20 protein-coding genes are annotated in these 23961 nt (G+C 60.8%); 10 read left to right on the top strand and 10 right to left on the bottom strand.

Annotated features, from left to right (window positions below):
* Positions 1 to 102 precede the first annotated feature (102 nt).
* Both IB241_RS18715 and gloB read right to left on the bottom strand, forming a co-directional pair.
* Complete coding sequence (locus IB241_RS18715; protein WP_192299707.1) at positions 103 to 1518, bottom strand: lytic transglycosylase domain-containing protein; 1416 nt, start codon at positions 1516 to 1518, stop codon at positions 103 to 105.
* Between the two features lie 98 nt (positions 1519 to 1616).
* Complete coding sequence (gloB, locus tag IB241_RS18710) at positions 1617 to 2384, bottom strand: hydroxyacylglutathione hydrolase (RefSeq protein WP_192299706.1); 768 nt, start codon at positions 2382 to 2384, stop codon at positions 1617 to 1619.
* Between the two features lie 65 nt (positions 2385 to 2449).
* Between gloB and IB241_RS18705 the strand changes: the two genes are divergently transcribed.
* From IB241_RS18705 to IB241_RS18685, 5 genes are all read left to right on the top strand, one after another.
* Positions 2450 to 3208 (top strand): class I SAM-dependent methyltransferase, encoded by a 759-nt coding sequence (locus tag IB241_RS18705; RefSeq protein ID WP_192299705.1) that lies wholly within the window; start codon positions 2450 to 2452, stop codon positions 3206 to 3208.
* A gap of 29 nt (positions 3209 to 3237) precedes the next feature.
* Complete coding sequence (gene rnhA, locus IB241_RS18700; protein WP_192299704.1) at positions 3238 to 3690, top strand: ribonuclease HI; 453 nt, start codon at positions 3238 to 3240, stop codon at positions 3688 to 3690.
* A gap of 70 nt (positions 3691 to 3760) precedes the next feature.
* Complete coding sequence (gene dnaQ / locus IB241_RS18695; protein ID WP_192299771.1) at positions 3761 to 4501, top strand: DNA polymerase III subunit epsilon; 741 nt, start codon at positions 3761 to 3763, stop codon at positions 4499 to 4501.
* A gap of 220 nt (positions 4502 to 4721) precedes the next feature.
* Entirely contained in the window at positions 4722 to 6977 is a 2256-nt protein-coding gene (locus IB241_RS18690) for an Orn/Lys/Arg decarboxylase N-terminal domain-containing protein (RefSeq protein ID WP_192299703.1), read from the top strand.
* An 8-nt stretch (positions 6978 to 6985) separates the two neighbouring features.
* Positions 6986 to 7567, top strand: a complete 582-nt coding sequence (locus IB241_RS18685) for a GNAT family N-acetyltransferase (RefSeq protein ID WP_192299702.1) — start codon at positions 6986 to 6988, stop codon at positions 7565 to 7567.
* On the opposite strand, the gene IB241_RS18680 is transcribed toward IB241_RS18685, so the two are convergent.
* A complete protein-coding gene (locus IB241_RS18680; RefSeq protein ID WP_192299701.1) occupies positions 7564 to 8457 on the bottom strand; it encodes a LysR substrate-binding domain-containing protein in 894 nt (297 codons plus the stop codon). The two genes, IB241_RS18685 and IB241_RS18680, sit on opposite strands and share 4 nt — an antisense overlap.
* Positions 8458 to 8566: 109 nt before the next feature.
* Between IB241_RS18680 and IB241_RS18675 the strand changes: the two genes are divergently transcribed.
* The gene (locus IB241_RS18675) at positions 8567 to 8911 is read left to right on the top strand and encodes a hypothetical protein (RefSeq protein ID WP_192299700.1); all 345 of its coding nucleotides are present in this window, start codon (positions 8567 to 8569) and stop codon (positions 8909 to 8911) included.
* A 61-nt stretch (positions 8912 to 8972) separates the two neighbouring features.
* On the opposite strand, the gene IB241_RS18670 is transcribed toward IB241_RS18675, so the two are convergent.
* Entirely contained in the window at positions 8973 to 9209 is a 237-nt protein-coding gene (locus IB241_RS18670; protein WP_192299699.1) for a hypothetical protein, read from the bottom strand.
* Between the two features lie 218 nt (positions 9210 to 9427).
* On the opposite strand from IB241_RS18670, the gene IB241_RS18665 reads away from it, so the two are divergent.
* Positions 9428 to 9985 carry an NADPH-dependent FMN reductase gene (locus tag IB241_RS18665; protein WP_192299698.1) on the top strand — a complete coding sequence of 186 codons (558 nt, stop codon included), beginning with the start codon at positions 9428 to 9430 and terminating at the stop codon, positions 9983 to 9985.
* A 168-nt stretch (positions 9986 to 10153) separates the two neighbouring features.
* On the opposite strand, the gene poxB is transcribed toward IB241_RS18665, so the two are convergent.
* Positions 10154 to 11878 (bottom strand): ubiquinone-dependent pyruvate dehydrogenase, encoded by a 1725-nt coding sequence (gene poxB / locus IB241_RS18660; RefSeq protein ID WP_192299697.1) that lies wholly within the window; start codon positions 11876 to 11878, stop codon positions 10154 to 10156.
* A 77-nt stretch (positions 11879 to 11955) separates the two neighbouring features.
* On the bottom strand, positions 11956 to 13188 hold the full coding sequence (locus tag IB241_RS18655; protein ID WP_192299696.1) for an NADH:flavin oxidoreductase/NADH oxidase family protein: 1233 nt from the start codon (positions 13186 to 13188) through the stop codon (positions 11956 to 11958).
* 72 nt (positions 13189 to 13260) lie between these two features.
* On the opposite strand from IB241_RS18655, the gene IB241_RS18650 reads away from it, so the two are divergent.
* Positions 13261 to 13665, top strand: coding sequence for a MerR family transcriptional regulator (locus IB241_RS18650; RefSeq protein WP_192299695.1), 405 nt, complete (start codon positions 13261 to 13263; stop codon positions 13663 to 13665).
* A gap of 41 nt (positions 13666 to 13706) precedes the next feature.
* Here IB241_RS18650 and IB241_RS18645 read toward each other — a convergent pair whose 3' ends face one another.
* Both IB241_RS18645 and IB241_RS18640 read right to left on the bottom strand, forming a co-directional pair.
* Entirely contained in the window at positions 13707 to 14201 is a 495-nt protein-coding gene (locus tag IB241_RS18645) for a DUF934 domain-containing protein (RefSeq protein WP_192299694.1), read from the bottom strand.
* Complete coding sequence (locus tag IB241_RS18640; RefSeq protein ID WP_192299693.1) at positions 14185 to 15843, bottom strand: nitrite/sulfite reductase; 1659 nt, start codon at positions 15841 to 15843, stop codon at positions 14185 to 14187. Before IB241_RS18640 ends, IB241_RS18645 begins: the two co-directional genes overlap by 17 nt.
* Positions 15844 to 16266: 423 nt before the next feature.
* Here IB241_RS18640 and IB241_RS18635 point away from each other — a divergent pair, with 423 nt between their 5' ends.
* On the top strand, positions 16267 to 17334 hold the full coding sequence (locus IB241_RS18635; protein ID WP_192299692.1) for an ABC transporter substrate-binding protein: 1068 nt from the start codon (positions 16267 to 16269) through the stop codon (positions 17332 to 17334).
* Here the strand turns inward: IB241_RS18635 and IB241_RS18630 are convergent.
* Together IB241_RS18630 and metH are read right to left on the bottom strand one after the other, a co-directional pair.
* On the bottom strand, positions 17331 to 17549 hold the full coding sequence (locus IB241_RS18630; protein ID WP_192299691.1) for a DUF2970 domain-containing protein: 219 nt from the start codon (positions 17547 to 17549) through the stop codon (positions 17331 to 17333). The two genes, IB241_RS18635 and IB241_RS18630, sit on opposite strands and share 4 nt — an antisense overlap.
* A 188-nt stretch (positions 17550 to 17737) precedes the next feature.
* Positions 17738 to 21448, bottom strand: coding sequence for a methionine synthase (metH, locus tag IB241_RS18625; protein ID WP_192299690.1), 3711 nt, complete (start codon positions 21446 to 21448; stop codon positions 17738 to 17740).
* A 167-nt stretch (positions 21449 to 21615) separates the two neighbouring features.
* Between metH and IB241_RS18620 the strand changes: the two genes are divergently transcribed.
* Positions 21616 to 23907 (top strand): fatty acid cis/trans isomerase, encoded by a 2292-nt coding sequence (locus IB241_RS18620; protein WP_192299689.1) that lies wholly within the window; start codon positions 21616 to 21618, stop codon positions 23905 to 23907.
* Positions 23908 to 23961 lie beyond the last annotated feature (54 nt).

Here is a 23961-nt window from a genome sequence, read left to right as displayed (position 1 = left end):
CTGCGATGGCATCGGCACGGCACATCTGAAGCACCGAGGTGATGCCATCGCAGGCAAGCCAGCTCCCACACAAGCCAGCCTCCATATAGTCAGTAGGCGGGCTTAGCGTGGGCCTGAAACCACCAGCATCTGCCCCGGCTTCAACGCCTGGCCAGTGCGCGGGTTCCAACGCTTGAGATGTTGCATCTCGACGTTGAAGCGCTTGGCGACGATGTACAGCGAATCGCCTTTCTTGACCTTGTATTGCACCGGTTTCTTGCCGTCGGCCTTGGCCACCAGCTTGCGGGTGTCCTGCATCACCAGGGTCTGGCCGACCTTGAGCTGCTGGCCATTGAGCTTGTTCCAGCGCTGCAGGTCATGCACGTCGACCTTGTTCGCCTTCGCGATCAGCGTCAGGTTGTCGCCACTGCGTACCTTGTAGCTGCGGGTACGGCCAGCAACGCGCGCGGTCTCGACTTCGTCGAACACCTGCTTTTTCGGCCGCATCGCCAGCAACTCTTCTGGCTTCATCGTCGAAAGGGTGCTGGTGAGCAACTGCGCCTTGGAACTCGGCACCAGCAAATGCTGCGGGCCATCCAGGGTGGTGCGTTGTTTCAGTGCGGGGTTGAGCTGGAACAGTTCGTCTTCGTCGATCTCGGCCAGCGCCGCGACCCGGGACAGGTCCATGCTCTGCTTGACTTCAACCACTTCGAAGTACGGCTGGTTGGCAATCGGGTTCAGGTTCACGCCGTAGGCTTCGGGCGCCAGCACCACTTGGGACAGTGCCAGGAACTTGGGCACGTAGTCCTTGGTTTCCTGGGGCAGCGGCAGGTTCCAGTAGTCGGTCGGCAGGCCAAGTTTCTCGTTACGCTCGATGGCCCGGCTCACGGTGCCTTCGCCAGCGTTATAGGCGGCGAGTGCCAGCAGCCAGTCGCCGTTGAACATATCGTGCAGACGCGTCAGATAGTCGAGGGCGGCGGTGGTGGAGGCGGTGATGTCACGGCGGCCATCGTAGGCGCGGGTCTGGCGCAGGTTGAAGTAGCGCCCGGTGGAGGGGATGAACTGCCACAAGCCGACCGCATCGCTGCGCGAATAGGCCATTGGGTTGTAGGCACTTTCGATCACTGGCAGCAGCGCCAGCTCCAGGGGCATGTTGCGTTCTTCAAGACGTTCGACGATGTAATGAATGTAGAGGCTGCCGCGTTCCCCGGCGCTTTCCAGGAAGGATGGATTGCTGGCGAACCATAGGCGCTGTTGCTCGATGCGCGGGTTGACACCTACGCCGTCCTGCAGTTGGAAGCCTCGTCGCATACGCTCCCAAACATCCTGGGGCACTTCGGGAGCCGGCTTTTCCGAAAGCCAGATGACGGGTTTCTGTTTGATCTTGGCGCTAAGATTTGGCTTGGGTTGCACGGTGGATTGTGCGGTGAAATTGCTTGATTGGCAGCCCGCCAGCGTGGCGGACACAGCCACCGCCACAGCTTGAGCCAGGCGGGTCAATGCGTCTGAATGGTTGGATTTACGAATAGATGACGACATTGGCTGGAAGTAAGTTCCGGGCAAAAATGTCGGGCGATTCTAGAAACCCGTTTGGTTCCGGTCAACCATTCAGAAATTACGTATCAGATTGCGTTGGCTTAGAACTTATCTTTCCAAGCCCTCAAGCTAGCAAACACCTCGGCCCTAGAGCGGTTGTCGCGCCCGTTCCGTTCGTCTGCTTTTTGTTTAACGGATGTTTCAGCGGTGCGCAGAAAAGGGTTGGTGCGTTTTTCCAGCGCCAGGTTGGAAGGCAGCGTGATCTCGCCACGAGCGCGCAATTGGCGGACGTTTTCCACCCGTTCGGCGATGTCCGCGTTGTGCGGTTCCACCGCTTGGGCAAACTTGAGGTTGCTTTGGGTGTATTCGTGGGTGCAGTACACCAATGTATCGGCGGGCAGGGCGGCCAGGCGTTCCAGAGAGGTGTGCATTTGCTCCGGCGTGCCTTCGAACAGGCGCCCGCAGCCGGCGGCGAACAGGGTGTCGCCACAGAACAGTACGCCTTGGTGATAAAAGGCGATATGGCCGAGGGTGTGGCCGGGCACTGCATAAACGTCGAAGTCCCAACCCAGCGCCGTGATGCGGTCGTTATCGTGGAGGGCCACATCCCGCGCCGGGATATTTTCGTTGGCCGGGCCGTAGACCTTGGCCCCTGTAACATTTTTCAGTTGCTCGACACCACCGACATGATCATGGTGATGGTGGGTGATCAGGATGTCGCTGAGCTCCCAGCCAGGGTTGCGTTCGAGCCAGTCGAGCACGGGCGCGGCATCGCCGGGATCGACCACGGCGCAGCGTCGGCTCCGGGAGTCTTGTAACAACCAGATGTAGTTATCGGTGAAGGCGGGCAGGGCACTGATCTGTATCATTCTTCGATTCGCCAAGCTGAACACATTGGTGCATCTTAGAACGTCTAGGCGAGTTGGAGAATGCAATGACTGATAAAGCGTTCGCCCAGGCCGATCCTGAGTGGCTGGCACTGATCAGCGCGGCCCGCGAATGGCTGTCCGGGCCGATCGGGCAATTTTTGCTGGATGAAGAACGGCGCATGCTCGAAGACGAGTTGGGCCGGTTCTTTGGTGGCTACCTGGTGCATTACGGCCCGTCGGCCGAGACTCCGCCCTCGGCGCCGCAGGTGCAACGCAATGTACGCCTGGGCGCGCCACTGCCGGGGGTGGAGATTGTCTGCGAGGAGCAGGCCTGGCCGCTGAGCGAGCATGCCGCCGATGTGGTGGTGTTGCAGCATGGCCTGGATTTCTGCCTGTCGCCCCACGGCCTGTTGCGTGAAGCGGCGAGCAGCGTGCGCCCGGGTGGGCATTTGTTGATTGTCGGCATCAATCCCTGGAGCAGTTGGGGGCTGCGCCATGTGTTCGCCCACGATGGGCTGCGCCAGGCGCGCTGTATCTCGCCCCAACGGGTGGGCGACTGGCTGAACCTGCTGGGCTTCGCGCTGGAGAAACGCCGCTTCGGGTGCTATCGTCCGCCGCTTGCCTCCACCAAGTGGCAGGCTCGCCTGGCCGGCTGGGAACGCCGTGCGGGTACCTGGCAACTGTCGGGTGGCGGCTTCTATTTACTGGTCGCGCGCAAGATCGCGGTGGGCCTGCGGCCGGTGCGCCAAGTGCGACGCGAGCCCATGGGCAAGCTGGTGCCGATGCCGATGGCCAAGGTCAACCGCAAGCAGAGCGAACCGTAAACCTTTTTTGATTTCAGACCGAGCAACCGATGACCGATAGCGTAGAACTCTTCACCGATGGCGCCTGCAAAGGCAACCCGGGCCCTGGCGGCTGGGGCGCGTTGCTGGTGTGCAAAGGCGTGGAGAAGGAACTGTGGGGCGGTGAACCGAACACCACCAACAACCGCATGGAGCTGATGGGTGCCATCCGTGGCCTGGAGGAGCTCAAGCGCCGTTGCAACGTGCTGCTGGTGACCGACTCGCAATACGTGATGAAAGGCATCAACGAGTGGATGGTCAACTGGAAAAAACGCGGTTGGAAGACCGCCGCCAAGGAACCGGTAAAAAATGCCGACTTGTGGCAGTTGCTCGACGAGCAATGCAATCGCCATGACATTACCTGGAAATGGGTGCGCGGCCACATCGGTCACCCCGGCAACGAACGCGCCGACCAACTGGCCAACCGGGGTGTGGACGAAGTGCGGGGCTACAAGCAGGGCTGATGCCGGCTCACGTGTTAACATCGTGCCCTTTGACACACACCACACCGTTGAGAGCTGAACCCTGATGTCCATCCGATCTGTTGTACTCGATACCGAAACCACCGGCATGCCGGTGACCGACGGCCACCGGATCATTGAAATCGGCTGTGTCGAACTCATGGGTCGACGCCTGACCGGTCGTCATTTCCACGTCTACCTGCAACCGGACCGTGACAGTGACGAAGGCGCGATCGGCGTCCACGGCATCACCGACGAATTCCTCAAAGGCAAACCGCGCTTTGCCGAAGTGGCCGATGAGTTCTTCGAATTCATCAACGGCGCCCAGCTGATCATCCATAACGCGGCGTTCGACGTAGGCTTCATCAACAACGAATTCGCCCTCATGGGCCAGATGGATCGTGCGGATATTTCCAAGCACTGCTCGATCCTCGACACCCTGATGATGGCCCGTGAGCGGCACCCGGGCCAGCGCAACAGCCTCGATGCATTGTGCAAGCGTTATGGCGTCGACAACTCCGGCCGTGAACTCCACGGCGCCTTGCTCGACTCCGAGATTCTTGCCGACGTCTACCTGACCATGACCGGCGGGCAGACCAGCCTGTCCCTGGCCGGTAACGCGTCCGATGGCAGTGGTTCGGCGGAAGGTTCGGGCAACCGCCCTTCGGAAATCCGCCGCCTGCCGGCGGATCGCAAACCGACCACCATCATTCGCGCCAGCGAGCAGGATCTGGCCGAGCATGCCGCACGGTTGGAAGCGATTGCCAAGTCGGCGGGTGCGCCGGCGTTGTGGACCCAACTGAGCGAACAGTAAGCCCAGGCGGAATGCCATCCAACATGTGGGAGCTGGCTTGTGTGGGAGCGGGCTTGCTCGCGAATGCGGTGGATCAGTTACAGGGTTGTTAACTGACACACCGCATTCGCGAGCAAGCCCGCTCCCACATTTGATCTATATCGGCTTCGAAATCTTCATTCGCTACATCCGCTCCCAGCTTCTACCCTTGAGTGCATAGCCCCCTGGACTAACCGCACTCATGTACAAAGACCTGAAGTTCCCTGTCCTTATCGTGCACCGCGACATCAAGGCCGATACCGTTGCCGGTGACCGGGTCCGCGGCATTGCTCGGGAGTTGGAACAAGAAGGCTTCAGTATTTTCTCTGCAATGGATTACGCCGAAGGCCGGCTGGTGGCTTCTACCCATCATGGCCTGGCGTGCATGCTGATCGCCGCCGAAGGCGCCGGGGAAAACACTCACCTGCTGCAAAATATGGTCGAACTGATCCGCCTGGCACGGCTGCGTGCGCCCAACCTGCCGATCTTTGCCTTGGGCGAGCAAGTCACCCTGGAAAACGCTCCGGCCGATGCGATGAGCGAACTCAACCAGTTGCGCGGCATTCTCTACCTGTTTGAAGACACCGTACCGTTTCTGGCCCGCCAAGTGGCCCGTGCTGCCCGTGGCTACCTGGATGGCCTGTTGCCGCCATTCTTCAAGGCGCTGGTGCAGCACACGGCCGACTCCAACTATTCCTGGCACACTCCCGGCCATGGCGGCGGCGTGGCTTATCGCAAGAGTCCGGTGGGGCAGGCGTTTCATCAGTTCTTCGGGGAAAACACGCTGCGCTCGGACTTGTCGGTCTCCGTCCCGGAGCTGGGCTCGCTGCTGGACCACACCGGCCCCCTGGCCGAAGCCGAAGCCCGCGCTGCGCGTAACTTCGGCGCCGACCATACGTTCTTTGTGATCAACGGCACATCTACCGCGAACAAGATTGTCTGGCACTCCATGGTCGGCCGTGACGATCTGGTGCTGGTGGACCGCAACTGTCACAAGTCGGTGCTGCATTCGATCATCATGACCGGCGCGATCCCGCTGTACCTGTGCCCCGAGCGCAACGAACTGGGGATCATCGGCCCGATTCCCTTGAGTGAGTTCAGCCCGGAGTCGATCCGCGCGAAGATCGATGCCAGCCCGCTGACCCGTGGCCGTGCGCCGAAAGTGAAGATGGCAGTGGTTACCAACTCCACCTACGACGGCCTGTGTTACAACGCCGAACTGATCAAGCAGCAATTGGGCAACAGTGTCGAGGTCTTGCACTTTGACGAAGCCTGGTATGCCTATGCGGCGTTCCACGAATTTTTCGCCGGGCGCTACGGCATGGGCACTTCGCGCACGCCGGACAGCCCTCTGGTGTTCACCACCCATTCAACGCACAAGTTGCTGGCCGCATTCAGCCAGGCGTCGATGATCCATGTGCAGGACGGCGGTGCACGGCAGCTGGACCGCGACCGTTTCAATGAAGCGTTCATGATGCATATCTCCACTTCGCCGCAGTACAGCATCATCGCTTCGCTGGACGTGGCCTCGGCCATGATGGAAGGCCCGGCCGGGCGTTCGTTGCTGCAAGAGATGTTCGATGAGGCCCTGAGTTTTCGTCGCGCCCTGGCCAACCTGCGCCAGCATATCGCCGCCGAAGACTGGTGGTTTTCCATCTGGCAGCCGCCCTCCGTCGCGGGCATCGATCGGGTTGCAACCGCCGATTGGTTGTTGCATCCCGGGGATGATTGGCACGGCTTTGGCGATGTTGCCGAAGATTACGTCTTGCTTGACCCGATCAAAGTCACGCTGGTGATGCCCGGCCTCAATGCCGGTGGCGCGTTGAGCGATTGCGGGATTCCCGCTGCAGTGGTCAGCAAATTCCTCTGGGAGCGTGGGCTGGTGGTGGAAAAGACCGGATTGTATTCCTTCCTCGTGCTGTTTTCCATGGGCATCACCAAGGGCAAGTGGAGCACCTTGCTCACCGAGTTGCTCGAATTCAAGCGCAGCTACGACGCCAATATCAGCCTGGCCAGTTGCCTGCCATCGGTTTATGCCCAAGGTACGGCGCGCTACCAAGGGCTGGGATTGCGCGACCTGTGCAACCAATTGCACAACTGCTATCGCAGCAACGCCACCGCCAAACACCTCAAGCGCATGTACACCGTGTTGCCGGAAATTGCGATGAAACCGGCCGACGCATACGACCAATTGGTTAGAGGTGAAGTGGAAGCGGTATCCATTGACGCCTTGCCAGGACGCATTGCAGCGGTAATGCTGGTGCCTTACCCGCCGGGCATCCCGCTGATCATGCCGGGGGAGCGCTTTACCGAGTCGACGCGGTCGATCATCGACTACCTGGCGTTTGCTCGCACGTTCGATAGCAGCTTTCCTGGTTTTGTCGCGGATGTTCACGGGTTGCAACACGAAGACGACGGCAGTGGTCGTTGTTACACCGTCGATTGCATCAAGGGTTAAGGATGTTTATGCAAGCTGTAATGAACCCGAAGTATCCAGGGCTCAGTGTGCGGGTCGCCGACGAAGGCTTCGATGCCTACGTGTGGGGCAATGACTTCAGCTTTGAGGTCAGCGGCTACAGCGTGCCCGAGATGGGTGCGCGGGTCGATCAATGGCGTGTGGAGCGTATCCTGCCGTACCGCAAGTGTTATGGCATCGATCCGGAGGAGTTCGCCAGTTTCCGCGATGCGCCCGACAGCGCGGTCTTCATGGCGTACCTCGACGACCGGGCGGTGGGGCATATCGTGGTCAGCACCAACTGGAATGGTTTTGCCCATGTCGATGAGCTGGCGGTGGCCTTGCCTGCGCGGCGCCACGGGGTGGCCAAGGCGTTGCTGGATGTGGCGCAGTTCTGGAGTCGCAAGAAAAACCTGCCGGGCATGATGCTGGAAACCCAGAACAACAACCTCGGGGCCTGCCGCTTGTATGAGCGTTGCGGCTATGTAATGGGCGGGATCGACCACTTACGCTATCGCGGCATTGATCCGCAGACCCGTGAGGTGGCGATTTTCTGGTATCGGCTGTTCAAGACCGAAGTCGACAAACCTTAACCGGCCAACAGGCTTTCAGCCTTCTGTGTGACGATCTCCAGCAGTGCGTTCAGTGCTGGGGACGTCACGCCGTCCTTGAGGGTCAGCGCATACAGGTTGACCATCACGGGCGGTGACAGCGGGCACGCATCCAGGCCCGTGTCGCGTGCGCCGTACGCGGTGAAGGGGTCGACGATCGCCAATCCTTCTCCCGCTTCCACCATGCTGCGCATCATCTGGTAGGTCTGCACGCGGGTCTGCACCACGGGCAGCGGGCGCAAGGCTTGCAGCTTGGCGTCCAGCAGACGGCTCAGCGGGTCCTGGCCTTCCAGGCCGATCATTGACTGGCCTGCCAGATCTTGCAGGGCGATGTACTTCTGCTTGGGCTTGAGCCAGCCGTGGGGCGCGAGCAATTGCAACTTGCCCTGGGCCAGCACGCTGCTGTGGATTTGCGGGTGTTCCGGGTCATGCAGGCTCAGGCCGACCTCGGCCTCGTGCAACAGCAGGCTGCGGACGATGTCGCGGGTCGGCTGGCTGGACAGGTTGCACGGGGTGTCCTGGAAGCGTCGGCGCAGCAGCGCGATGCTTTGCGGCAACAACTGATTGGCCAGCGGTGGCGTGCACAGGGCGCGCAGGGGTGGGGCGTGATGGTGCTTCAAGCGGCTGGCCAGGCGTTGCAGCGGCTCCAACGCTTCGTACACATGGGCGATTTCGGCTTGCAGTTCCAGGGTTTCCCGGGTGGCCTGCAAGCGTCCGCGCACACTGGCGAACAACATGAAACCAAGCTGTTGCTCGGCGTCCTTGAGCGCTGCGTCCACATCGCCCACGCAGAGTTGCAACCATTCGGCGGCCGTGCCGAGGTGTCCGGTCTGCAAGATGGCCTGAATCACTTCGATATGACGTAAACGCATCGCCGGAGTCTATGTGCAGCGCGCCGGGGATTCAATAGAATGGCTGCGCTGATCAACAACGACCAAAGCCGGCTAGCGGCACTTACAACAAGAACAGGTCTGGTCTCATATGCCTCTACCCTCGATATTCCTCGGGGTAACGGCCAAGCAACTGCTGGTCCTGGTGACCGTGGGGTGCGTGGCTGCTTATCTCTTCAACAATCATGACGACACTGCGCCGGACAACCTGACCCTTGAAGCGTTTGTCCGCTCTGAGGAGCAGGTGATCGAGCAGGTAGGCGCGGTGCTGGATATTGCGCTGGTCAGGCAGGTGGTCGCGCACCCCAGCAATAACGCAGCGGGCTACACGCGTTCGATGTATGCGGTGGAGGGCGAGCGGGGCAAGTTGCTGGTGACGCTGAAGGAGGCAGCGGGGGGCCGGGAAATCGAAGTCACGGAGATCCGCCGCCCCTGATCACCCCAGCCCAGCCAACGCCATGCATGGCCAGGACTGGGCTGGTAGGCAGGGCGAGGTCTTACGAAGCGATGGTAGTTTGCGACTCGCGCACGATAATGATGCCCGACTGAATCAACTTGAACTCATCGCCTTCCAGCTTTTCTACACGGTCGCCAATGGCCAGCTTGTAGGTAGTGGTGGGCGTCGAGCCTGCCAGGTCGCCCTGCGCCGGATTGGATTCCTGGAACTCATGCACCGAATACACGCGTCCCTCTGCGTCTCTGGCATGAAACTGTCCGACTAGTACTGCTGCCATCTGTTTAGAACCTCTGGAGATAATCACTCGATTTGCGGTTCTGTAGACCGTTATGGAGCGGTGTAGTTTACCTACGTTAAAAAAATACTATTCTCTGGCGATTTCGGATGAATCCTACAAGGTGGGGCGTTTGGAGGATTATCAAAAACCTTCTGGTGAACCCGCCGCGAAGACTCTATAACTACAAGCTCCTTTATTCAGACGTCGGGAAAACCTCCATGAGCAAGGTCTACACGATTGCCGTCCTGGTTGGCAGCTTGAGAAAAGAGTCGATCAACCGCAAGGTCGCCCTGGCCCTGGCCGAACTGGCCCCTGCCAACCTCAGGTTGAAGATTGTCGAAATTGGCGATTTGCCGCTCTACAACGAGGACATCGACGGTGCAACACCGCCGGCAGCCTACAGCACTTTCCGCCAGCAGGTGAGTTCATCCGACGCGGTGTTGTTCGTGACCCCGGAATACAACCGTTCCGTGCCTGCGCCGTTGAAGAACGCGATTGACGTGGGCTCCCGTCCATACGGCCAAAGCGCCTGGAGTGGCAAGCCGGGTGCGATCATCAGTGTATCGCCAGGGGCCGTCGGTGGTTTTGGCGCCAACCATCACCTGCGCCAATCCCTGGTGTTCCTTGATGTACCGTGCATGCAGCAGCCGGAAGCTTATGTGGGCGGTGCGGGAAGCTTGTTTGATGAGGCTGGCAAGCTATCGGAAAAGACCCGGCCGTTCTTGCAGGCGTTTATCGATGCCTATGGTTCTTGGGTAGAAAAACAGAAGTCCTGACTTGGTAATGAGACCGAAGTGTGGGAGCGGGCTTGCCCGCGAAGACGGTGTGCCAGTGACAGAAATGTTGCCTGGCCCACCGCCATCGCGGGCAAGCCCGCTCCCACATTTGGATGTGTGGCAGTCTTGGCAGACGAGTCCGCTGCCAAGCCTTCTTACTTATTGGGTCTAGCGTAGCCAATTGGTGCGTGCCAGCTCAATGACCTCATCGCCACGGCCACTCATGACCGCCTTGAGCATGTACAGGCTGAACCCCTTGGCCTGCTCCAGCTTGATCGTCGGTGGCATCACCAGTTCCTGAGTCGCGGTTACCACATCCACCAGCACCGGCCCGTCATGGGCCAGGGCGCGGCGCAAGGCCGGTTCCAGGTCCTCGGACTGCTCCACACGAATCCCGAGGATGCCCATGGCGTTGGACATGGCGGCAAAGTCCGGGTTTTTCAGTTCGGTGCCGGCATCCAGATAACCTGCGGCTTTCATCTCCATGGCGACAAAACCCAGGGATGAGTTGTCGAACACCACCACCTTGACCGGCAGTTTCAACTGGGCCAATGAAATGAAGTCCCCCATCAGCATGGCAAAGCCACCGTCGCCGGACATTGAAATAACCTGCCGACCTGGAAACGCCGCCTGCGCGCCAATTGCCTGGGGCATGGCGTTGGCCATCGAGCCGTGGTTGAACGAGCCGATCAGTCGACGCTTGCCATTCATTTTCAAGTAACGCGCGGCCCACACGGTGGGCGAGCCGACGTCGGCGGTGAAGATCGCGTCGTCGTCCGCCAATTCGCTGAGCAGGCGCGCCACGTATTGTGGGTGGATCGGCCGATTGGCCTTGGACGGTTGCGCCAGGTCGTCGAGGCCTTGGCGGGCTTTCTCGTAATGCTTGAGCGAGGTCTCGAGAAAGCTGCGGTCGGCCTTGCGGGTCAGGCGCGGCAGCAGGGCAGCGATGGTTTCGCTGACGTCGGCGCAGATGCCCAGGTCCAGGGTGGTGCGGCGCCCCAGCGCTTGTGGGTCGCGGTCGACCTGGATGATCTTCGCATCGGTGGGGTAGAACTGACGGTAAGGGAAGTCCGTGCCGAGCATGATCAAGGTGTCGCAGTCGAGCATCGCATGGTAGCCGGAACTGAAGCCGATCAGACCGGTCATGCCCACGTCGAACGGGTTGTCCCATTCCACATGCTCTTTGCCGCGCAGGGCGTGTACCACGGGGGCGCCAAGGGCGTCGGCCAAGGCGACCACTTGATCATGGGCACCGGCACAGCCGCTGCCGCACAGCAGGGTGGTTTTCTGACTGCTTTGAAGGATTTCGCTGAGGCGTAGCAGGTCTTGTTCCGCTGGCAAGGTGCGCGGTGCGTGCAAGGCCGGCCACGGTTTGAGTTTGTCTTCCACTTCTAGCAGCGACACGTCGCCCGGAATCACCACCACCGCGACGCCGCGATTGAGGATCGCCGAGCGCATGGCGCGATGCAGCACGTGGGGCATCTGCTCGGGGCTGGTCACCAGTTCGATAAAGTGGCTGCATTCCTTGAACAGTTCCTGGGGATGGGTTTCCTGGAAGTAGTTCAGGCCAATCTCGGTGGAGGGAATCTGCGCCGCGATCGCCAGCACTGGGACGTGGTTGCGATGGCAGTCGAACAGGCCGTTGATCAAATGCAGGTTGCCGGGCCCGCAACTGCCGGCACACACCGTCAACTCGCCGGTGGCAGCGGCCTCGGCACCCGCCGCGAAGGCCGCGACTTCCTCGTGGCGCACATGCATCCACTCGATACTCTCCATGGTGCGCAGGGCGTCGGTGAGGCCATTGAGGCTGTCACCGGTCAGGCCCCAGATGCGCTTGATACCCGCCTGTTCAAGCGTGGTCGCCAATTGCTGGGCCAGGTTGATTTTCGCCATGAAAAACTCCAATCGTCAGTGAGGTTAAAAACTGCTGATCAATAGGGGACAGTTCGATCACGGCGAATGCTCCGCCTTTATTGTGAAGACTGCGCCATGGCCGCACGGTACTGCCGGGTGCGCCTGGCCAGAAACCATTGGTCACGCACCAGCGCCATGCACGGCGCTACCTTGGCGCTTGGCGCGCGACCGTGGCTGAGGCGGCGCATCTGGTGACGCACCACCGCAAGGATGGCCAGGGACGCCAGAGGCTTGCGCTTCCAGTTCATGGGCTCGAGTTGCGGGTTGGGGTCGCGCCCTTCACGCCAGTGCTGGATCAACTGCGGCTCCAGGGTCAGGGCGGTGGCGATGCCGGCCATGGCGATGCCGCTGTCGAGCACCTGTTGCACGATCGGCAGGCGGCGGATGCCGCCGGTGACCATTACCGGCATCTTGGCGATGCTTGCCAGTTCGGTGGCCATGTCCAGGAAATACGCTTCACGGGCCAGCGTGCGCCCGTCCCGCGCTTCGCCCTGCATCGCCGGCGCTTCATAGCTGCCGCCGGACAACTCCAGCAGGTCGATGGGCAACGGGTTGAGCATCTCGACCACGGCGCGCGCATCGGCCTCTGCAAAACCACCGCGCTGGAAGTCCGCCGAGTTGAGTTTGAGCGCCACGCAAAACGCCGGGCTGACGCTGGCGCGCACCGCGTGGATCACTTCCAGCAGCAGGCGTGCACGGTTTTCCAGCGAGCCACCCCAGCGGTCGTTGCGATGGTTGCTCAAGGGGGAGAGAAATTGGCTCAACAGGTAGCCGTGGGCGCCGTGGATTTGTACCCCGGTAAACCCGGCCTTTTCGGCGAGGCGCGCGCTGGTGGCAAAACGCTTGATCACCTCCTGGATGTCGTCTTCGGTCATGGCCTGTGGCTTGGCGAACATCTTCGAGAATCCACCCAGGTCGAGGGCCACTGCAGACGGTGCCATGGCTTGCTGGCGCAGGTTGGCCGGGGTCTGGCGCCCGGGATGGCTGAGTTGCATCCAGAACTGCACGCCCCTGTCGCGTGCCACAGCGGCCCATTCGCGAAAACTGTCCAGTTGCTGCTCGTCTTCCAGGGCCACGCCACCGGGGCCGGTCATGGCGCGGCGGTCGATCATCACGTTGCCGGTGATCAGCAAGCCGGGCTCGCCCTCGGCCCAGGCCTTGTACAGTTGCTTCAATTCGCGGGACGGGGCCTGTTGCGCATCGGCCATGTTCTCTTCCATCGCGGCTTTGGCGATGCGGTTGGAGATGATCTGGCCATTGGGCAGTTGCAGGGCTTCAAAGGGTGACATGGGTTGACTCCTGAGCGGGGGAGGCCTCAGGCTAAGCTTAAAGTTAACTTTAATGTCAAGCAGGTGATGGTGATGAATATTGGCGAGCTGGCAAAGCAGAGTGGGTTGGCGGCGTCACGCATCCGCTTTTATGAAGCGCAAGGCCTGATCAGTCAGGTGGGGCGCCAGTCCAACGGCTATCGACGTTATTCGGCCGAGGCGTTGCAGACCTTGCAACTGATCCAGAGCGCACAACAGGCGGGCTTCACCTTGCAGGAGCTCAAGGCGTTGATGCCGACGCCGGGCGAACACAAGCGTGAAGAGCTGATCGAGGCATTGGAGCGCAAGGTGGCGCAGATTGAGCAGATGCAGGCGCAACTGGCCCACAGCAAGGCCCAGTTATTGGGTGTGATCGAAGCGGTTCGGGCGCAGCCGGAAGGCGTGCCGTGCTCCATGGGGCAGAAGCAGGTGCTGGCGTCGATCCAATTCAATGGATAAAAAAAGCCCTGGCAGGCCAGGGCTTGATCATGCGCTGAAACTCAGCGGCGACGGAACAGTGGCAACGGTTCATCCGTTGCAGCCTGGTACGTCACCGAGAAGTCCTTGAGGCTTTCCAGCGCTTCGTACGGGTCTTTGTCGGCGCGCAAGGCGAAGGCATCGAACCCGCAACGGTGCAGGTAGAACAACTGATCGCGCAGGATGTCGCCAATCGCACGCAGCTCGCCTTTGTAACCGTAGCGGTCACGCAGCAGGCGCGCGTTGGAGTAGTTGCGCCCGTCGGTGAAGGCCGGGAAGTTCAGGGCGATGACCTGGAAGTGTTCCACGTCGTCGCCGATTTCTTCAGCTTCTTCATCGGCGTCCAACCATACACCCAGGCCGCCGTCGCGGGCCTTGAGCGCATGAGCGTGCTCGCGCCACAGGGCCAGCGGCACGATCAGGTCGTCGCAGTTGGAGATGCCGTCGAAGCTCGCGTCCTTGGGCAGCAGGTGCCAGGTTTCGTCGAGGACTTCGTTGTTCTTAATGATTCGCTGCATAGACGCGCTCCTTGAACAGGTCAATGCCGATGCGCTGGTAGGTGTCGATGAAACGCTCATCTTCGGTGCGCTGTTCGATGTACACGTCGATCAGCTTGCCGATCACCTCGGGCATGGCTTCCTGGGCGAAGGACGGGCCGAGGATCTTGCCCAGGCTCGCGTCGCGGCTGGCGCTGCCACCCAGGGACACTTGGTAGAATTCTTCGCCTTTCTTGTCCACGCCCAGGATGCCGATGTGGCCGACGTGGTGGTGACCACAGGCATTCATGCAGCCGGAGATGTTCAGGTCCAGCTCGCCGATGTCGAACAGGTAGTCCAGGTCGTCGAAACGGCGCTGGATAGATTCGGCAATCGGGATCGACTTGGCGTTGGCCAGGGAGCAGAAGTCGCCACCCGGGCAGCAGATGATGTCGGTCAACAGGCCGATGTTCGGCGTGGCAAAACCACCTTCGCGCAGTTCGCCCCACAGGGTGAACAGTTGGCTCTGCTCAACGTCCGCGAGAATGATGTTCTGCTCGTGGGAGGTGCGCAGTTGGCCGAAGCTGTAGCGCTCGGCCAGGTCGGCGACGGCGTCCAGTTGCTTGTCGGTGATGTCACCCGGCGCAACACCCGTAGGTTTGAGCGACAGGGTCACGGCAACGTAGCCCGGCTTCTTGTGCGCCAGGGTATTGCGGCCACGCCAGCGGGCGAAACCCGGGTGCTCTGCGTCGAGGGCGGCGAGTTCGGCGTCCTGATTGGTCAGGGCCTTGTACTCGGGGTCGACGAAGTGCTTGGCGACGCGATGTACTTCGGCTTCGGTCAGAGTGGTCTGGCCGCCGCGCAGGTGTTCCATTTCAGCGTCGACTTTCTGGGCGAACACCTCAGGGGTCAGCGCTTTTACCAGGATCTTGATCCGGGCCTTGTACTTGTTGTCACGACGGCCGTAGCGGTTGTAGACCCGCAGGATGGCGTCGAGGTAGCTCAACAGGTCCTGCCACGGCAGGAACTCGTTGATGAACGCGCCGACCACCGGGGTACGGCCCAGGCCGCCACCGACCAGGACACGGAAGCCCAACTCGCCAGCGGCGTTGTACACCGGCTCCAGGCCGATATCGTGTACTTCGATGGCGGCACGGTCCGAGGTCGAGCCATTGATGGCGATCTTGAACTTGCGCGGCAGGTAGGCGAATTCCGGGTGGAAGGTGGTCCACTGGCGGACGATTTCACACCAGGGGCGCGGGTCGATCAGTTCGTCGGCGGCAACGCCGGCGAATTGGTCGGTGGTCACGTTGCGCAGGCAGTTGCCGCTGGTCTGAATGGCGTGCATCTGCACGGTGGCCAGTTCAGCCAGGATGTCCGGCACATCTTCCAGCGCCGGCCAGTTGAACTGTACGTTCTGGCGCGTACTGATGTGCGCGTAGCCTTTGTCGAAGTCGCGGGCAATCTTGGCCATCATGCGCACCTGACGCGAGGTCAGTTGGCCATAAGGCACGGCTACCCGCAGCATCGGCGCAAAGCGCTGAACATAAAGGCCATTTTGCAGGCGCAGAGGGCGGAACTCTTCTTCGCTCAGTTCACCTGCTAGGTAGCGTCGGGTCTGATCACGGAACTGCTTGACGCGGTCCTCGATGATGCGCTGATCGTATTCGTCGTATACGTACATATAGGTCCTGTTCTCGGCAAATCTGCGCGCACGGCCGCGCACTCCCAACGGAGCCGCCGCACGATACCAGTTTGCGTTTATGCGCAAAAGTGATGTTTGAGTATATGCAAATAACCAAATCGACTAATGAGAACTGTTATCGCTATACCCACATTTGTCATGCGGGCAATCTTGAACTTTACTGTGGTCGAGTCTTGATGCAGTCACCTAATAAAACCGATAAGAGGCGATGCGATGAGCAATCCAACCAAAGCCCGTAAGCCCGACAGTACCGTTGATGCCTGGGCCATTCTGTTTCTGATAATCCTGGTGGTCGGCACCGCTGTATTCTGGGTGAGCCACCAATAAACGACGTTGATTGAGCCTCGATTGAGCGGTTAATTGCCACTATCATGGCGGCCACTCTTCAAGGCTTGGATAACGATGCTGAAGGTTCTGATTAAGTGCATGTGGTTGCTGGGGGCGGCGTATGGCGCAGCGGCCCATGCGACGTCCGTGGTGTTTCTCAACCCTGGTACGTCGACGGAAACCTTCTGGGTCAGCTACACGCAATTCATGCAGGCCGCGGCCAAGGACCTCGGCCTGGATTTGCGTGTGCGTTATGCCGAACGTGATTCCGGCAACACCCTGGCGCAGGCCAGGGACACGCTGCAAGGCCCCGTACGACCCGATTATCTGATGCTGGTGAACGAGCAATATGTAGCCCCACAGATTCTGCGCATGGCCCAAGGCAGCGGGGTCAAGCTGTTGATCGTGAACAGCACGCCAACCCCCGACCAAGTGCAGATGCTCAATGAGCGCAACGACGCTCACTGGATCGGCAGCCTGGTGCCCAACGACGAAGAAGCGGGCCATATGATGCTCGTCGATCTGGTGCGCAAGCATGGGCCGATAGCCCCCGGCCAGACCCTCGACCTGCTGGCCTTTTCCGGCGCGAAGAACACGCCGTCCGCACAGTTGCGTGAACAAGGTTTGCGCCGTGCATTGGCGCAGTATCCGCAAGTGCGCCTGCGTCAGTTGGTTTATGGCGAGTGGAACCGTGAGCGGGCTTTCGAGCAAGCCACTCAGTTGTTCAAGCGCTACCCGCAGACGGCGCTGGTGTGGTCGGCCAACGATCAGATGGCGCTGGGCGCGATGCAGGCGCTGCAAGGCAGCGGGCGGGTGCCGGGAAAGGACGTGTTGTTCAGCGCGATAAACAGTTCACCCGAGATATTGCGGGCACGCCTGGACGGGCGTTTGACGACGTTGGTGGCCGGGCATTTCACCCTGGGCGGATGGGCGCTGGTCTTGATCAGTGACGATGCCAAGGGCGTGGATCTGGCCGCCCACGGCGGGCGCGATCGCCAGGCCGCGCTGTTCCAGTTGATCGATGGCGTGCAGGCCCAGCAACTGTTGGGGCCGTTGCCGGCGGTGAATTTTCGCGCACTGTCGGCCAAGGGCAAGCCCGAGTCCTACCGCTACCCGTTCAGCCTGCAACTGCTGCTGCATTAAACCCCGGCCAGTAGCAGTACCAGCTTGACGATGCCAAACAGCGTCAGTGCAAACACCGCCGTGAACAGGATACCCAGCAGCACAAAATGACTGGGCTTGCCGTGGGTAAAGTCGCGGGCGCGGTTCTTGCCGCTCTGCACGCCAAAGGCCGCCGCCATGACGCTGTGCAGCATCTGCCAGAAGGTTGGAGGCTTGTTGTTGACTGGATCGTCCATACATCCCTCGACACAAGGTGTGTGAGGGACAGCATAGCCGACGATCCTGCGAATGTACCCGCGCTGGGTGGCGAAGCCGCCCCAAATCCAGGCGCCTCGGTCTTTCTGATACACCGAGTTGCCTGGGTTTGGGGCGGCTTCGCCACCCAGCGCGGGCAAGCCCGCTCACTACAAGGGCGTGCCCAGGATCAGTTGTCGTAACCCAGGTTTGGCGCCAACCAGCGCTCGGTCACGGCCAGGTCCTGGCCTTTGCGTGCGGTGTAGCTGGTGACTTGGTCCTTGTCGATCTTGCCCACGGCAAAGTACTGCGCCTGCGGGTGCGCGAAGTACCAGCCGCTGACTGCCGCCGCCGGGAACATCGCATAGTGCTCGGTGAGGAACACGCCGCTGCGGCCGGCCTCCATCTCACGTGCCTCTGGGTCGAGCAATTGGAACAAGGTGCCTTTCTCGGTGTGATCCGGGCACGCCGGGTAGCCCGGGGCAGGGCGGATGCCGCTGTACTGTTCCTTGATCAGCGCTTCGTTGTCCAGTTGCTCATCCTTGGCGTAACCCCAATAGTCCTTGCGCACTTGCTGGTGCAGCCACTCGGCGCAGGCTTCGGCCAGGCGGTCGGCCAGAGCCTTGACCATGATCGAGTTGTAGTCGTCGCCCGCGTCCTGGTAAGCCTTGGCGACTTCTTCGGCGCCGATGCCGGCGGTGGTGATAAAACCACCCACGTAGTCGGTCACGCCGCTGTCTTTTGGCGCCACGAAATCGGCCAGAGAGAAGTTCGGCTTGCCGTCGGTCTTGATGATCTGCTGGCGCAGGTGATGCAGGGTCGCCAGCGGTTGGCCGTCGTCGCCGTAGACTTCCAGGTCATCGTCCTTGACCTGGTTGGCCGGCCAGAAACCAAACACCGCACGGGCGCTGATGAGTTTTTTGTCGATCAGCTTCTTGAGCATTTCCCGCGCGTCGGCGTACAGCGTGGTAGCGGCTTCGCCTACCACTTCATCGGTCAGGATGCGCGGGAACTTGCCTGCCAGGTCCCAGGAAATAAAGAACGGCGTCCAGTCGATGTACTCGGCCAGAACGTTGAGGTCGATGTTGTCCAGCACCTTGGCGCCAGTAAATGTCGGCGTCACCGGGGTGTAGCTGCTCCAGTCGAACTGCGGCTTCTTGGCAATGGCCGCCGCGTAGCTCAGGCGTTCGGTGCGGGCACTGCGGTTGGAGGTGCGTTCGCGCACTTCCACATACTCTTCGCGGGTGCGCTCGACAAAACCGGCCTTCAGTTCCTTGGACAGCAACTGCGTGGCCACACCCACCGCACGCGAGGCGTCGGTGACGTACACCACGGCGTCGTTGCTGTACTTGGGCTCGATCTTCACCGCCGTGTGCGCCTTGGAGGTGGTCGCGCCACCGATCATCAGCGGCAGGTGGAAGTCCTGGCGCTGCATCTCACGGGCCACGTGCACCATCTCATCCAGGGACGGCGTGATCAGGCCGGACAGGCCGATGATGTCGCACTTCTGCTCCTTGGCCACCTGCAGGATCTTCTCCGCCGGCACCATCACGCCGAGGTCGACGATGTCGTAGCCGTTGCAGCCGAGCACCACACCAACGATGTTCTTGCCGATGTCATGTACGTCACCCTTCACCGTGGCCATCAGGATCTTGCCCTTGGCTTCCGGCTTGTCGCCTTTTTCCAGCTCGATGAACGGGATCAAGTGGGCCACGGCCTGTTTCATCACGCGGGCGGATTTAACCACCTGCGGCAGGAACATTTTACCGGCGCCGAACAGGTCGCCGACGATGTTCATGCCGGACATCAGCGGGCCTTCGATCACTTCGATCGGGCGCGCGAACGACAGGCGCGACTCCTCGGTGTCTTCGACGATGTGGGTGGTGATGCCCTTGACCAGTGCATGCTCCAGGCGCTTGTTGACTTCCCTGCCGCGCCACTCCTCGGTCTCGGCTTCTTTTACGCTGCCGTCGCCCTTGTACTTGTCGGCGATGGCGAGGAGGGCATCGGTGCCGTCCGGGGTGCGGTTGAGCACCACGTCTTCCACGGCGTCACGCAGCTCGGCCGGGATCTGGTCGTAGATCTCCAGCTGGCCGGCGTTGACGATACCCATGGTCAGGCCGTTGCGAATCGCATGCAGCAGGAACACCGAGTGGATCGCTTCGCGCACCGGGTTGTTGCCACGGAACGAGAACGACACGTTGGACACGCCACCGGAGGTCAGCGCATACGGCAGCTCATCGCGGATGTAGGCGCAAGCGTTGATGAAGTCGACGGCGTAGTTGTTGTGTTCTTCGATACCGGTGGCGACCGCAAAGATATTCGGGTCGAAGATGATGTCTTCCGGCGGGAAGCCGACTTCATTCACCAGGATGTCGTAGGAGCGTTTGCAGATTTCCTTCTTGCGCGCTTCGGTGTCGGCCTGGCCGGCTTCATCGAAGGCCATCACCACCACCGCGGCGCCGTAGCGCTTGCACAGCTTGGCGTGGTGGATGAACTGCTCGACGCCTTCCTTCATGCTGATGGAGTTGACGATGCCCTTGCCCTGGATGCACTTCAGGCCGGCTTCGATCACGTCCCACTTGGAGGAGTCGATCATGATCGGCACGCGGGAGATGTCTGGCTCGCCGGCGATCAGATTGAGGAAGGTCACCATGGCCTTCTTCGAATCGAGCATGCCCTCGTCCATGTTGATGTCGATCACCTGGGCGCCGGCTTCTACCTGCTGCAGGGCGACTTCGAGGGCTTCGGTGTAGTTGTCTTCCCGGATCAGCCGGGCGAACTTGGCCGAACCTGTGATGTTCGTGCGTTCGCCGACGTTGACGAACAACGAGCTGCGATCGATGGTGAACGGTTCCAGGCCCGACAGGCGGCAGGCCTTGGGAATGTCCGGAATCGGGCGCGGCGCATAACCGGCCACGGCCTGGGCGATGGCTTCAATATGGCCTGGCGTGGTGCCGCAGCAGCCGCCGACGATATTGAGGAAGCCACTCTGGGCGAATTCTTCGATGACCTTGGCGGTTTGCGATGGCAGTTCGTCGTATTCGCCGAACTCGTTGGGCAGGCCGGCGTTCGGGTGCGCGGAAACGTGGGTGTTGGCTTTGTTCGACAGCTCTTCCAGGTACGGACGCAGCTCGCTGGCGCCCAGGGCGCAGTTGAGGCCCACGGAGATCGGCTTGGCGTGGGCCACCGAGTTCCAGAACGCTTCGGTGGTCTGGCCCGACAGGGTGCGGCCGGAAGCGTCGGTGATAGTGCCGGAAATCATGATCGGCAGTTCGAGGCCCAGTTCTTCGTACACCCCTTGCACGGCAAAGATCGCGGCTTTGGCGTTGAGGGTGTCGAAGATGGTTTCGATCAGGATCAGGTCGGCGCCGCCCTCGATCAGGCCTTTGGTGGCTTCGGTGTAGTTTTCCACCAGCTCATCAAAGGTCACGTTGCGGTAGCCGGGGTTGTTCACGTCCGGCGACAACGAGCAGGTACGGCTGGTCGGGCCCAGCACGCCGGCGACGAAGCGCGGCTTGGCCGGGTTTTCCAGGGTTTTGGCGTCGGCGATCTTTCTCGCCAGGCGTGCGCCTTCTACGTTCAGCTCGTAGGCCAGTGCTTCCATGCCGTAATCGGCCATGGAAATGCGCGTGGCGTTGAAGGTATTGGTCTCAAGGATGTCGGCGCCGGCATCCAGGTAGGCTTTTTCGATACCGCCGATCACGTCCGGACGGGTGAGAACCAATAGGTCGTTGTTACCCTTGACGTCGCTCGGCCAGTCGGCGAAGCGTTTGCCGCGGTAGTCTTCTTCTTCCAGTTTGTAGCTCTGGATCATCGTGCCCATACCGCCGTCGAGGATCAGGATACGTTCCTTGAGGGCTTGATGAAGGGCTTGCAGACGAACGCTACGATCGGACATGGGACTACTCTAGGTCAGGCATTACGGAGGGCGTGAATCATAGCAAACCTGTGCCGATTTGGAGCATGTGCAGGTTTTGCATGAATATCGTTCATGTTGTCAGGGGGGGTGGCCCGGTAGAATCACCGGCAAATTTTCATCGCACGCATTGAATCGGGACCGGATACATGTCACTTCGTCTTATCGTCAGCGCCGTTCTGGCCTTGATTGCCAGTACCGCCCAGGCTCAAGGGCCCGCCCCGGCGATTTCCTATACCCGTGATGTCCAGCCGATCTTCACCGAGAAATGTGTGGCGTGCCATGCCTGCTACGACTCGGCCTGCCAGCTCAACCTGGGCAGCGCCGAGGGTGCGGCACGTGGGGCGAGCAAAGTGCCGGTGTATGACGGCGAGCGCAGCCAGGCCACCCCGACCACCCGATTGTTCTATGACGCTTTTGGCAAAGCCGCCTGGCAGCAGAAAGGCTTCCATTCGGTGCTGGACGCCCAGGGCAGCCAGGCCGCGCTGATGGCGCGCATGCTCGAACTGGGCCACAACGCGCCGCTGCAGCCCAATGCCAAATTGCCTGAAGAGATCGTGCTGGGGCTCAACCGCGAAAACATGTGCGCCATGCCCGGCGAGTTCAATGCCTATGCCGGCGCCCATCCCAAGGAAGGCATGCCGTTGGCTGTCACCGGCCTGACCGATCAGCAATACCAGACCCTGCAGCGCTGGCTCGCGTCCGGCGCGCCGATTGATGAGCAGGGCTTGGCGCCGAGTGCCAGGGAAGCCCTGCAAGTGCAGCAGTGGGAGAACCTGCTCAACCAGCCAGGCGCCCGTGAGAGCCTGGTGGCGCGCTGGTTATTCGAGCATTTGTTCCTTGCTCATATCTATTTCGAGAACGGCGAACCGGGGCATTTCTTCCAGTGGGTGCGTTCGCGCACGCCCAGTGGTCAGCCGATTGACCTGATCGCCACTCGCCGCCCGAATGATGACCCGGGCACCCGCGTGTACTACCGCCTGTGGCCGGTGCAGGGGGTGATCGTGCATAAAACCCACATCACGTACCCGTTCAGTGCCGAGAAAATGGCGCGGATCAAGGCGCTGTTCTACGCCGGCAACTGGCAGGTCAACGCCTTGCCGGGTTACGGGCCGGGCCGTCGCGCCAATCCGTTCGAAACGTTCGAGGCCATACCGGCCAAGGCGCGTTACCAGTTCATGCTGGATAACGCCGAATACTTCGTGCGCACCTTTATCCGCGGGCCGGTCTGCCGTGGACAAATCGCCACGGACGTCATCCGCGACAACTTTTGGACCCTGTTCCAGGACCCCGACCACGACCTGTACATCACCGATGCGCGCTATCGTGGCCAGGCCACGCCACTGCTGGCCATGCCGGGGCAGAACGACGACGTCGGCAGTGTGCTCAGCCTGTGGCTGGCCTACCGCGACAAGCGCAACGAATACGAGGCCCTGCGCCGTGACAGTTATGCCGATGTACCGCCGCCGAGCTGGTCGAGCCTGTGGGTCGGTAATGACAACGCGTTGCTGAGCATCTTCCGCCACTTCGACAGCGCCTCGGTGAACAAGGGCTTGATCGGTGAAGTGCCGCAAACGATGTGGTTGTTCGACTATCCGTTGCTGGAGCGCACCTATTACCAGTTGGCGGTGAACTTCGACGTGTTCGGCAACGTTTCGCACCAAGCCCAGACACGCCTGTATTTCGACCTGATCCGCAACGGTGCCGAGCAGAACTTCTTGCGGTTGATGCCGGCGAACTCCCGCGACGATTTCCTCGATGACTGGTACCAGAACAGCGGCAAACTCAAGTTGTGGCTGGACTACGAAGCTATTGACGACGACAAGCCGAGCGGCTTGCACCTGGACGCCAAAGACCCGAAACGCGACTTCGCCAACCAATTGCTCAGCCGCTACGGCGACCTCAACGCCAGCCCGGACCCGATCAACCGCTGCAACGGCGCCTACTGCTCGCGTGACGGCATCGATCCGGCACTACAGGATGCCGAGCAGGCCCTCAGCCGATTGACCTCGCGCCCGGCGGCGGGGCTCAAGGTTATCGACCAATTGCCGGAAGCGACGATGCTGCGCATCGAAACCAGCAATGGCAAGCGCGTGTTCTATAGCATGCTGCGCAACCGTGCCCACAGTAACGTGGCGTTCCTGCTGGGTGAGGCCTATCGCTACCAGCCGGGCCTGGACACCGTGACCATCTATCCCGGCGTGCTGAGCAGCTACCCGAACTTCATGTTCAATATTCCGGCGCAGGATGTGCCTGAGTTCGTCGCCGAAATGGAGCGGGCCAAGGATGCCGATCGCTTTGAAAAAATTGTCGATCATTGGGGTGTGCGTCGCAGTCATCCATTGTTCTGGCAGTACTTCCACGATTTATCGCAGTACATACGCGAAACCACGCCGGTGGAAGAGGGCGTGCTGGACATGAATCGCTATGAAAACCTATAAGGGTGTCAGTGATCCGCTCATCCCTCTAGGCGGGTGCTGAAGCAGTCGGATATC

It is taken from the genome of Pseudomonas sp. PDM05 (assembly GCF_014851685.1).
Lineage (GTDB): Bacteria > Pseudomonadota > Gammaproteobacteria > Pseudomonadales > Pseudomonadaceae > Aquipseudomonas.
The sequence above is the reverse complement of the archived record's forward strand: the minus strand, read 5'-3'. Positions and strand labels throughout refer to the sequence as shown.

What these genes read in the sequence shown, in the direction of transcription:
- IB241_RS18715 (WP_192299707.1), bottom strand. Translation starts at nt 1,518, where the DNA reads ATGTCGTCATCTATTCGTAAATCCAACCATTCAGACGCATTGACCCGC.
- gloB (WP_192299706.1), bottom strand. Translation starts at nt 2,384, where the DNA reads ATGATACAGATCAGTGCCCTGCCCGCCTTCACCGATAACTACATCTGG.
- IB241_RS18705 (WP_192299705.1), top strand. Translation starts at nt 2,450, where the DNA reads ATGACTGATAAAGCGTTCGCCCAGGCCGATCCTGAGTGGCTGGCACTG.
- rnhA (WP_192299704.1), top strand. Translation starts at nt 3,238, where the DNA reads ATGACCGATAGCGTAGAACTCTTCACCGATGGCGCCTGCAAAGGCAAC.
- IB241_RS18690 (WP_192299703.1), top strand. Translation starts at nt 4,722, where the DNA reads ATGTACAAAGACCTGAAGTTCCCTGTCCTTATCGTGCACCGCGACATC.
- IB241_RS18685 (WP_192299702.1), top strand. Translation starts at nt 6,986, where the DNA reads ATGCAAGCTGTAATGAACCCGAAGTATCCAGGGCTCAGTGTGCGGGTC.
- IB241_RS18680 (WP_192299701.1), bottom strand. Translation starts at nt 8,457, where the DNA reads ATGCGTTTACGTCATATCGAAGTGATTCAGGCCATCTTGCAGACCGGA.
- IB241_RS18675 (WP_192299700.1), top strand. Translation starts at nt 8,567, where the DNA reads ATGCCTCTACCCTCGATATTCCTCGGGGTAACGGCCAAGCAACTGCTG.
- IB241_RS18670 (WP_192299699.1), bottom strand. Translation starts at nt 9,209, where the DNA reads ATGGCAGCAGTACTAGTCGGACAGTTTCATGCCAGAGACGCAGAGGGA.
- IB241_RS18665 (WP_192299698.1), top strand. Translation starts at nt 9,428, where the DNA reads ATGAGCAAGGTCTACACGATTGCCGTCCTGGTTGGCAGCTTGAGAAAA.
- poxB (WP_192299697.1), bottom strand. Translation starts at nt 11,878, where the DNA reads ATGGCGAAAATCAACCTGGCCCAGCAATTGGCGACCACGCTTGAACAG.
- IB241_RS18655 (WP_192299696.1), bottom strand. Translation starts at nt 13,188, where the DNA reads ATGTCACCCTTTGAAGCCCTGCAACTGCCCAATGGCCAGATCATCTCC.
- IB241_RS18650 (WP_192299695.1), top strand. Translation starts at nt 13,261, where the DNA reads ATGAATATTGGCGAGCTGGCAAAGCAGAGTGGGTTGGCGGCGTCACGC.
- IB241_RS18645 (WP_192299694.1), bottom strand. Translation starts at nt 14,201, where the DNA reads ATGCAGCGAATCATTAAGAACAACGAAGTCCTCGACGAAACCTGGCAC.
- IB241_RS18640 (WP_192299693.1), bottom strand. Translation starts at nt 15,843, where the DNA reads ATGTACGTATACGACGAATACGATCAGCGCATCATCGAGGACCGCGTC.
- IB241_RS18635 (WP_192299692.1), top strand. Translation starts at nt 16,267, where the DNA reads ATGCTGAAGGTTCTGATTAAGTGCATGTGGTTGCTGGGGGCGGCGTAT.
- IB241_RS18630 (WP_192299691.1), bottom strand. Translation starts at nt 17,549, where the DNA reads ATGGACGATCCAGTCAACAACAAGCCTCCAACCTTCTGGCAGATGCTG.
- metH (WP_192299690.1), bottom strand. Translation starts at nt 21,448, where the DNA reads ATGTCCGATCGTAGCGTTCGTCTGCAAGCCCTTCATCAAGCCCTCAAG.
- IB241_RS18620 (WP_192299689.1), top strand. Translation starts at nt 21,616, where the DNA reads ATGTCACTTCGTCTTATCGTCAGCGCCGTTCTGGCCTTGATTGCCAGT.